This window comes from Flavobacterium cyanobacteriorum (genome assembly GCF_002251835.1).
Lineage (GTDB): Bacteria > Bacteroidota > Bacteroidia > Flavobacteriales > Flavobacteriaceae > Flavobacterium > Flavobacterium cyanobacteriorum.
The window spans coordinates 1-10,674 of sequence record NZ_NOXV01000159.1; the positions used below are offsets into that span (position 1 = coordinate 1).

Sequence of the window (10,674 nt, forward strand, 5' to 3'; positions counted from 1 at the left end):
TGCAAGAAAAACGTAAAAAAACCGTCTCAAGTTGTGAGACGGCTTCTCGTTATTCATGATAGTTTTACTATAGCGTTTTGTATGCGGTTTATAGTTTCATCCTTACCTAACATTGCCATGATGTCGAACAGGTGAGGGCCTTTCATAGCCCCTACAAGGCTCAAACGCAGCGGCTGCATTACTTTACCCATGCCAATATTATTTTCTTCCATCCAGGCCTTTATAACGGTTTCCAGATTGGAAGATGAAAAGTCCAGCGTGTTCTGTAGCAGGTTAATTAGCTGCTCCATTATCGCTGCTGTTTCCTGCTTCCAGTTTTTTACCGCTTTTTCGTCGTAAGTTGTTGGTGGTGTAAAGAAATAATCACTCAGGTTCCAAAGCTCTTTTGCAAATGTGGCTCGTTCCTTTACCAACCCTACAACTTCAGTTATATACTCAATAGGTTTATAAATACCTTTTTCCAGCAGTACGTGCGACAGCTGGTGTGCCAGTGCCTCACTATCCTGCCGGGTAAAATACTGGTGGTTGAACCACTTGTTCTTTTCTGGGTCAAATTTTGCACCGGCCTTGTGTACCCTTTCCAGGTCAAACAGCTGCACCAGCTCATCAAGCGTAAACAGCTCCTGGTCGGTACCGGGGTTCCATCCCAATAGTGCCAGGAAGTTTACCACAGCTTCGGGCAGGTAGCCTTCTTCGCGGTAGCCAGACGATGTTGTACCGTCCGCATTTTTCCACTCCAGCGGGAATACCGGGAAGCCCAGCTTATCGCCATCGCGCTTAGACAGTTTGCCATTGCCTACAGGCTTTAATATCAGCGGCAGGTGGGCAAACTCCGGCGCTTCCCAGCCAAATGCCCTGTACAGCAGCACGTGGAGCGGGAGGGAAGGGAGCCATTCTTCACCGCGTATAACATGGCTTGTTTCCATCAGGTGGTCATCTACAATGTTGGCCAGGTGATACGTTGGCATGCCATCGCTTTTAAACAATACCTTATCATCCAGCAGGTTGCTCTCAAACTTAATATCCCCACGGATAATATCTTTTAAATGAAGCGTTTCATCAGTAGGTATCTTAAATCGGATTACATATTCTTCTCCGCTGTCAATCCTTCTTTGTGTTTCTTCGGCAGAAATAGTAAGAGAATTGTCTAATGTTCCACGTGTGGCATGATTGTATATAAACGCTTTACCTTCGGCTTCGGCTTCGGCGCGAAGTTTGTCCAGCGCTTCAGCGGTATCAAATGCATAGTAAGCCCAGCCGTTTTGCACAAGGTTCAGGGCATATTCTTTATAAATTGCTTTACGTTCGCTTTGGCGGTAAGGGCCATATTTACCCTCTTTGCCAATACCTTCGTCAAAAGGGATCCCGCACCAGTTCAATGCTTCTATAATGTATTCTTCTGCCCCGGGTACAAAACGGTTTTGGTCGGTATCTTCAATCCTCAGGTAAAATATACCGCCGTGTTTTTTGGCAAACAAATAATTAAAAAGGGCGGTCCTTACCCCGCCTATGTGCAATGGCCCTGTGGGGCTGGGTGCAAAACGCACGCGAACTGGTCTTGACATTGAATTAAATTTTGATGCAAAGATAAACAAAGCATCATATTTTGAACCGCATTCACGTAGCTGTCAACAGCAACAGTGGGTTATCAACACTTAGTGGTTAATTTTTACGTTTATCCTATCAATAGAATTTGTAATTTTATCGGTTATTAACAATCATCATCATTTTGGAAACAAAAAACATTATATATAGCAAACTCGAGGGTTTTATAAAAAAGTACTATACCAACGAATTATTGCGTGGCAGCATCTTTTTTACAGGGCTTGGGCTTATGTACTTTATTTTTACCCTGCTGGTTGAATATTTTCTCTGGCTGCCGGAAGGTGGGAGGACCCTGCTATTCTGGTTGTTTATTGGCGTTGAGGCTTTCCTGCTGTTGCGGTTTATACTTTTCCCCTTATTTAAGCTTTTTAAATTACAGAAAGGTATTGATTATACCCAGGCATCAAAAATCATTGGAAACCATTTTAGCGAGATAAGCGATAAGCTGACCAATTTCCTGCAGCTGTCCGGCCAGTCACAACAGTCAGAGCTTTTGGCAGCGTCTATCGAGCAAAAAGCAAATACGTTGCAGCCCATACCGTTTACCAATGCGGTTAATTTCAAGAAGAACATCAGGTATATTCCTTATGCAGCTGTACCCCTTTTGTTGCTGTTATTCTTTATGGTAAGTAATTCTTCTATTATTACCCAAAGCTTTACCAGGGTGGTTAACTACAGGAAGCATTATGCACCGCCGGCGCCTTTTGAGTTCAGGATACTAAACAACTCACTTACAGCGAGGCAGGGTACAGATTTTCTGCTACAGGTGGAAACACGGGGAAGGATAATTCCTGAAAATGCCATGATTGCCATAGGGGATGAGAACTACTACCTTGAGTCGGTAAAGCCGGGCGTGTTTCAGTACAGGTTTGAAGAGCCCTCAAAAAATATTGAGTTCCGGCTAAAGGCTAATGAATTTACTTCGAGGCCCTTTGAGCTTGCGGTAGTAGCCGTGCCTACTATTGCTAACTTTGAGATGGTGCTTAACTTTCCCGGTTACCTTGGCAAGAAAGCGGAAGTTGTGCGTGGTACAGGCAACGCTGTTGTGCCCGAAGGTACACGTGTTACATGGAGGGTAGAGGCACTGGCAACAACTGCAATAGATTGGGCAGGCGCAGGAAGTACGGTAGCGTTCCAAAAAGGTGATGACGGCTTCCGGCTATCTAAAACTATCATGCATAATACAGATTATCAAGTATTTACATCTAATACTAAAGTTAAACACCATGAAAAACTCCAATACCAGATTAGTACTATTAAGGATCAGTACCCCACCATCGGGGTTTCATCTGCGCCTGACAGCCTTAAGCTGAAGAAGCAGGTTGTTTTAGGTGAAGTATCTGATGATTACGGGCTTACAAAGCTACAGGTGGTTTATTATCCTAAAGACAACCCTAATGCTGCAAAGCGTGCTAACCTTCCCATAAGGCGGGAAACTGTGGACAGGTTCTACTACACTTTCCCAGACGGGCTAAAACTTACTGAGGGCATTTCTTATGAGTATTATTTTGAAGTGTTTGATAATGATGCCGTACATAACTACAAGAGTTCTAAATCATCAGTATTCTCTCACAGGGAGCTGACACAGGATGAGCAGCAGGAGAAGGTGCTGCAGGAACAGAACAGCAACATCAACAGCCTGGAAAAATCTATCAGGAACCAGGATAAGCAGCTTAGCGAACTGGATAAGCTACAGAAAATGGGGCGCGAGAAGAACCAGATGGACTTTAAGGACCAAAAAAAGGTGCAGGACTTTATAAACAGGCAAAAGCAACAGGATGAAATGATGAAAGAATTCTCTAAGAAATTACAGGAAAACCTTGAGCAGTTCAATCCTGACAAGAAAGATGAATTTAAGGATGAGTTGATGAAGCGCCTTGAAAAAAATGAAAAAGACGCTGAAAAAAACCAGAAGTTACTGGATGAGCTTAAGGAACTCACAAATAAACTTAAGGAGGAAGAACTGTTCGACAAAATAGATAAGTTTAAACAAAATGCCAGGAACCAGACTAAAAACCTTGAGCAGCTGGTAGAACTGACCAAGCGTTTTTATGTTGAAAAAAAAGCGGAACAGATTGCTGATAAACTCAATAAGCTTGGTGAGAAGCAGGATAATCTGGCGGAAAGCAAGGATAATAATGCACAAAAGCAGGAAGATATCAATAAAGAGTTTGACAAGCTTCAGGAAGAAATGAGAGAGTTGGAAAAACAAAACGAAGAGCTTAAAAAGCCTATGAATATACCAACCGATAAGCAGGAAGAGCAAAGTATAAAACAGGATATGCAGAAGGCACAGGAAGAGTTACAGAAACAAAATAGTGATGCCGGGCAGAAAGCACAAAAAGCAAAACCAAAGCAAAAATCAGCGGCACAGAAAATGAAAAAGATGGGTGGTAAAATGATGCAGATGATGATGGAAGGTGACGCTGAACAAATGCAGGAGGATGTAAAAATGTTGCGCCAGATACTTGATAACCTTTTAGCGTATTCCTTTTCGCAGGAGGATGTTATGGGCAGGTTCAGGGACGCTTCCGGGCGCACTTCATCCTACAGTACTTACCTGAAAAAGCAGCAGGATCTTAAGCAACAGTTCCGGCATGTGGATGACAGTTTATTTGCTTTGTCACTGCGTAATCCTAAAATTACGGAAGATATTACCAAAGAGGTCGGCAATGTGCATTATTCTATAGATAAAGCGTTGGCTGACCTGGCTGAAAATATGCTTCCGAGAGGGATAGCCAACCAGCAGTATGCTATCACGGCATCGAACAGACTTGCTGATTTTCTTAGTGACGCCCTTAACAAGATGCAGCAGGAAATGCAAATGCAGGCTTCGGGCCAGGGTAAAGGTAAAGGTAAAGGCCAGGGTAATGATGTACAGTTATCCGATATCATTAAAAAGCAGGAAGGCCTTGCTAAACAGATGCAGAAAGGAATGGAAAAAGGTCAACAGGAGGGTCAGGGTAAGCCGGGCAGCAAAGGAGAAAAGGGCAGCCAGGGTGAAAAAGGCAACGAGGGAGAGGGTAGTGAAGGCGATGCCGGTGAACTTCTGGAGATATATAAGGAGCAGCAACAATTGCGTGAGCAGCTTCAAAAAGCGCTGGAAAAACAAGGTATGGGAGGCAACGGTCAAAATGCATTAAGGCAGATGAAAGATATTGAAAAGCAGCTTTTAAATAAAGGTTTTAAAAATGAAACAATGCAGCGCATGCTCAGCCTGAAACACGAGCTTTTAAAACTGGATAAAGCTATGCAGCAACAGGGCGAAGAGAACAAGCGCCAGTCGCAGACAAACAAAAGAGACTTTAACAGCACAGCCAACCAGCTTCCGCCGGCACTAAAAGAATATCTGAATAGTGTAGAAATATTAAACCGACAAACCTTACCTTTGCGCCCAAATTTTAACCAAAAGGTGCAAACCTACTTTAAAAAGGATGATTAGTTTTAATTACGAGACTGATTTTGAGCTCCAGGATGAGGCAAAGTATCAGGGCTGGGTATCTGGAATTATAGCTTCTGAAGGTAAAAAAGAGGGTGAGGTTAATTACATTTTTTGTGATGATGAATACCTTCTTCAAATAAACATTCAGTATCTCGATCATGATACGCTGACTGACATTATAAGTTTTGACTATACCGTTGGCAATGAAATCAGCGGTGACATTTTTATATCGGTAGAAAGAGTGAAAGATAATGCCTCAGAATATAATGTGCCTTTTGATATAGAACTGAAGCGTGTTATGGCTCATGGCATACTTCATTATTGTGGTTATAAAGATAAATCAGCGGGTGAAGAAGCCCTTATGAGAAAGAAAGAAGATGAAAAAATAGCTATGTTCCACGTGGAACAACTATAGCTTATAATGATGATGAAATTAAATGTTCCACGTGGAACACACATAAAAAATGTTTAACGAAGTATATGATGTAATAGTGGTTGGCGCAGGGCATGCGGGTAGCGAGGCTGCTGCGGCCGCTGCTAATATGGGTTCTAAAACCCTACTGGTGACCATGAGCCTGCAAAATATTGCCCAAATGTCGTGCAACCCGGCTATGGGCGGTATCGCAAAAGGGCAAATAGTGCGTGAGATTGATGCGCTGGGAGGTTATTCAGGGATTGTGACTGATAAAACTGCAATCCAGTTCAGGATGCTCAACAAATCAAAAGGCCCTGCCATGTGGAGTCCTCGGGCACAAAGTGACAGGATGCGTTTTGCGGAAGAGTGGCGACTGATGCTTGAGGCTACGCCAAATCTTGACTTTTATCAGGAAATGGTGTCCGGACTCCTTATTGAAGAGGGAAAAATAGCCGGTATACGCACATCATTAGGAGTAATAATAAAGACAAAATCGGTTGTGCTGACCAACGGGACTTTCCTGAACGGATTGATACATATTGGAGAGAAACAATTTGGAGGCGGCAGGGCAGGGGAAAGTGCTGCTTATGGTATAACCGAAGATCTGGTACGCGCGGGTTTTGAAGCAGGCCGTATGAAAACAGGTACCCCGCCTCGGGTAGATGGCCGCTCGCTGGACTATTCCAAAATGATTGAACAGCCCGGTGATGATAATCCCGGTAAATTCTCTTATTCTGATATAACGCAGCCATTAAAAGTGCAGCGCTCCTGCTGGATGACCTATACATCCGAAGAAGTTCACAACCTCCTTCGCGAAGGTTTTGACCGTTCACCTATGTTCAATGGCCGTATTAAAAGCCTTGGGCCAAGATATTGCCCATCAATAGAAGATAAGATAAACCGTTTTGCCGATAAAGACCGCCACCAGATTTATGTGGAGCCTGAAGGTTGGAATACCGTTGAGGTATATGTAAACGGTTTCTCTACATCGTTACCCGAAGATGTGCAGTTTAAAGCACTGCGTTCTGTAGCCGGATTTGAGAATGTAAAATTCTTCCGCCCCGGTTATGCTATCGAGTATGATTATTTCCCGCCAACACAGCTGAAACATACGCTGGAAACAAAATTAGTAGAAGGGTTGTTTTTTGCAGGGCAGATTAATGGCACCACCGGATATGAGGAAGCGGCCGCCCAGGGATTAATGGCCGGTATAAATGCACACCTTAAAGTTCAGGAAAAGGGGCCTTTTGTGCTTAAGCGTAATGAAGCCTATATCGGCGTGCTTATAGACGACCTTATAACAAAAGGTACTGAGGAGCCTTACAGGATGTTTACTTCGCGGGCCGAATACCGCACGCTGTTAAGACAGGACAATGCCGACTTCAGGCTTACACCTCTTTCTTACGAAATCGGCCTTGCTAAAGAGGATCGTATGAGAAGGATGGAGAAGAAGCGTGAGGAAAGTGAAGCGTTTGTAAACTTCTTTAAAGAAACGAGTGTAACTTCCGCTGAAGCCAATCCTGTTCTTGAAGCAAAAGATACCGCAACAATTTCGCAGTCTGAAAAAATGTTTAAAATATTTTCCCGCCCGCAAATTGAGCTTGATGATATGCTGAAATTTGAGAAGGTAAGAGAGTATGTTGAGGAACATGATCTGGACAGTGAAGTGGTGGAGCAGGCAGAAGTGCAGGTGAAATATTCAGGATATATCGAAAAAGAAAAAAATAATGCCGATAAACTTAACCGGCTTGAAGATGTAAGGATTCCTGAAAATTTTGATTATGACAGGGTGAAATCCCTTTCTTATGAAGGTCGCGAAAAGATGAAAAAGATACGTCCGGTTACTATTTCGCAGGCATCACGCATCAGCGGTGTTTCACCAAGCGACGTGTCGATATTATTAATACATATGGGAAGATAATGATGTTCCACGTGAAACGATATATAAAAATCCTTGCTGTTAAAGGGTTTTTGCTGTTTTTTATAGCAATGTCCCTGCCAATGGGCTGTATAACGCCGAGGCATACTGTTGAAATAAAAGAGTACGTATTGCTGCCAAACGGTAAAAAAGTTTTAGGGAATGAAAAAGGGCTGACAGCCTTTGTTTTTGAAAATAAACAATCGAAAATACCTTTCAGCCAGTATGCAGCCCTTAAGTACGGTCTTGGTAAATATACAGAAGTGGAGTACTGGGTTACCATTGAAGGGCAGAAGTTCAAAATCATGATTTATGATAATGATGAGCTCCAAAAGTATTTTGATACATCGGTTTTCATGGTAACCGAAGTTGAGACCGAAGTTAATATAAGAGGCTCAAAAGCAAATTTTATAGGGATATCCGTTATCGACGCGGCCAATGAAGATTGCCTGGCCGAAGGCTCCTTATACCAAAACATAATTATAACGTATTTACGCCAGTTAAAGAACGAATACTATAATAGCTAATGGATTTTTCTAAACATAAAGTTTATATCAGGGTAAAAGACTATTCAGTATCGGGCGAGGAATTTGAACTTCTTATTGATGAGGAGCTGCAGCTCCTAAAAACACATCCGCAGCCCGCACCCGCTGAACTTGGTAAGTATTACGAGAGTGAAGATTACATATCACACACGGACAGTAAACGCACATTGTTTGAAAAACTTTATCATGCTGTAAAACAAAAGGCCCTGCGGGATAAAGTAAAACTCATAGGCCGTTACCATCCTGCTAAAGGCGTGCTCCTTGATATAGGTGCCGGCACGGGTGATTTTCTCGTTGAAGCAGAAAAAAGCGGTTGGGTTGCCAAAGGCATTGAACCAAGCGAAAAAGCCCGGGGAATTGCAATTGCTAAAGGCATATCTTTTAAAAATTCGGTAGCTGATGTGCCTGATCATTACGCTGATGTGGTAACCATGTGGCATGTTTTAGAGCATGTGCCTGATATTGAGGCACATATAAAAGATTTGAAACGGATAATCAAACCTGATGGCGTTATCATACTTGCCGTACCGAATTTTAAATCGTATGATGCCGGGAAGTATGGCAAATACTGGGCTGCTTATGATGTGCCGAGGCATTTATGGCATTTTTCTAAAACTGCCATTGAAAAGCTTTTTATGAGGGAAAATTTTTCATTGGTGAAAATTCTGCCCATGAAGTTCGACAGCTTTTATGTAAGCCTCCTTTCAGAAAAATATAAGACAGGTACAATGAATTTTTTATCCGGTTTTCTTACCGGGCTACGTTCAAACAGCAAAGGCAGGCTGAATGGGGAATATTCTTCGCATATTTATATACTTAAACCCGGAAAAGCGCAATAGAAGTCATTTGAGCCTGTTTTACCTTTTAATAGATGTTAGATCATACCTTCTTTTAAAAACGCCGGCAAATCGCTTTATTTTAATTCGGTTATAATTGTTTTTAACTATGTTATGTCTAAAATTGATAACATATGATTATGAGGTAATTTAAGTTCATGAAAAATTGTTTTTGGAGCTATATATATTACTTTTGACAAAATTTAAATTTTACTACAGGATGAGAAAATCGCTTTTACTTTTTGGTTTTGCTCTGGCACTATTATCATGCAATAAAGAACAGGCTGCCGGCGGAAAAGAATTTAAAACCGCTTATGTTGATACATACAAGCTTCTGGAAGAATCAGAAGAAATGAAAGATTTTACCAACAAAGCTAAAGTGAAAGAGGGCGAGCTAAGCCGTGAATTACAGCAAAAGGCCAAAGAACTACAGCTTGATGCGGCCAGCTTTGAAAGTGAGGCGCGTGTTAAAGGCATGCAATGGGCGCAGCTTAAGCAGCAGGAGCTGCAAAAAAGGCAGCGTGACCTGGGTATCATGCAGGAGACTTTCCGGGAAGAATTTGACAAAGAGTTTGGTGTAAAGAGGGATACGATTGTAAGCCAGATGCGCAAGTTTATTAAAGATTACGGCAAAAAGAACGGATATGACTACATCTACGGCACCGGTGAAGCGGCCACAGTATTGTATGCCAGAGAAGGGTATGACATCACCAAAAAACTAATCAAAGAGCTTAACGAAAAATATAAAGCACAGGCTAGCAAAGAAGAACCTGCCAAAAAAGAAGAAAAAAATTAAATTTGAATAAACTCCCGTAATGGGAGTTTTTTTTGTGGAAATAATTTTAAATACTGCGAGGTGTAAAACCGGCAAGTTTTTTAAATATTTTTAAAAACACCCTGGTTTTTTAATGTTTAAGTTTTTCTTTCAACATGGCAATAGTTTCTTTAAGCTCAATTATCCTGATTTCATATTGCTCAATTAATTTTTCTGACAAATCATTAGAAATCAATTCATTTTGTACTGTGCTATTTTTTTGGTTAACAATGAAGCTGTCATTTTCAAGCAACTCATGAATATCAATCTTGAATACACTAATAAGTTTTTCTAATAATTCTAAATCAATTTTACCTTTATTATTTTCCAGCTTAGAGTAAGCTGCCTGGGTGATACCTAATAAATGTGCAATTTTTTCTTGGGTGTACCCTTTTTCGGCCCGTAGTGCCCTCAGTTTTTTACCTAATCCTGTCATTTTTTTTTAAATAATACGTACTGTTTTAGATGCATATACTTGCAATTTTATCACTGATGCTGCCCAATAGATATTTCAAAAATAGATTTTCTCATTTAATTATATAACACAAAGTAACGAATGGGCGTTTTTGTGTTATGAACGGCATTATAGCACGATTAAGTGAGTTTGCCTGCATTGCATTTCTTTATAAATTTTGCTAAATTTAAGTGTAAGAAGCTAAAGAGGGAAACCGAATAGTAAACTGATATACTATATCAGTTTAAATTGTTATGCAGCAGAAAACTGTAAAAAGCCTCTTTAGATACCCTTGCAGCACCACACAAAAACCAACGGCTAAAATTGTTAAACCCAAGGTGTTTTCTTTACAAACTTTTTTACTCATAAAGGTATGATAAAGGCAATTGATGCCACCACCCTCAAGCCGGGCCTGTTCCTGTTCATAGAAATGAGATTTGTCATTCGGGGTTGCTTAAATATAAATTATACGCATAAAATATTACTATTTGATATAAATTATATCATTACGTTATAGGTTATCAGCACTATAAAAAATAAATTGCCCAACGTTTGATAGATTTTTTTTGCCGCACAAAATAAAAAATAATAAAGAGGTAAAAAAGTAGAAAAAGCGGCACAGGACTGCTACAAGCAACTGTTACC

General features: G+C 41.1%; 8 protein-coding genes. 6 read left to right on the forward strand and 2 right to left on the reverse strand.

The window, feature by feature from the left end; all coding sequences use genetic code 11:
* Nucleotides 1-53 precede the first annotated feature (53 nt).
* Entirely contained in the window at nucleotides 54-1,565 is a 1,512-nt protein-coding gene (gene gltX, locus CHU92_RS02590; protein ID WP_094412310.1) for a glutamate--tRNA ligase, read from the reverse strand.
* Nucleotides 1,566-1,729: 164 nt separating this feature from the next.
* Between gltX and CHU92_RS02595 the strand changes: the two genes are divergently transcribed.
* From CHU92_RS02595 to CHU92_RS02620, 6 genes are all read left to right on the forward strand, one after another.
* Nucleotides 1,730-5,047 (forward strand): DUF4175 family protein, encoded by a 3,318-nt coding sequence (locus tag CHU92_RS02595; RefSeq protein WP_094412312.1) that lies wholly within the window; start codon nucleotides 1,730-1,732, stop codon nucleotides 5,045-5,047.
* Nucleotides 5,040-5,462, forward strand: a complete 423-nt coding sequence (gene ybeY / locus CHU92_RS02600; RefSeq protein WP_094412314.1) for an rRNA maturation RNase YbeY — start codon at nucleotides 5,040-5,042, stop codon at nucleotides 5,460-5,462. Before CHU92_RS02595 ends, ybeY begins: the two co-directional genes overlap by 8 nt.
* 49 nt (nucleotides 5,463-5,511) lie before the next feature.
* Entirely contained in the window at nucleotides 5,512-7,383 is a 1,872-nt protein-coding gene (gene mnmG / locus CHU92_RS02605; protein WP_094412316.1) for a tRNA uridine-5-carboxymethylaminomethyl(34) synthesis enzyme MnmG, read from the forward strand.
* An 11-nt stretch (nucleotides 7,384-7,394) separates the two neighbouring features.
* Nucleotides 7,395-7,907: a hypothetical protein gene (locus CHU92_RS02610; RefSeq protein WP_129582991.1), complete on the forward strand. Its 513-nt coding sequence runs from the start codon at nucleotides 7,395-7,397 to the stop codon at nucleotides 7,905-7,907.
* On the forward strand, nucleotides 7,907-8,764 hold the full coding sequence (locus CHU92_RS02615; RefSeq protein ID WP_094412319.1) for a class I SAM-dependent methyltransferase: 858 nt from the start codon (nucleotides 7,907-7,909) through the stop codon (nucleotides 8,762-8,764). Before CHU92_RS02610 ends, CHU92_RS02615 begins: the two co-directional genes overlap by 1 nt.
* A 217-nt stretch (nucleotides 8,765-8,981) precedes the next feature.
* A complete protein-coding gene (locus tag CHU92_RS02620; RefSeq protein WP_094412323.1) occupies nucleotides 8,982-9,557 on the forward strand; it encodes an OmpH family outer membrane protein in 576 nt (191 codons plus the stop codon).
* Nucleotides 9,558-9,666: 109 nt separating this feature from the next.
* Here CHU92_RS02620 and CHU92_RS02625 read toward each other — a convergent pair whose 3' ends face one another.
* The gene (locus CHU92_RS02625) at nucleotides 9,667-10,011 is read right to left on the reverse strand and encodes a helix-turn-helix domain-containing protein (protein WP_094412321.1); all 345 of its coding nucleotides are present in this window, start codon (nucleotides 10,009-10,011) and stop codon (nucleotides 9,667-9,669) included.
* Nucleotides 10,012-10,674: the final 663 nt, after the last annotated feature.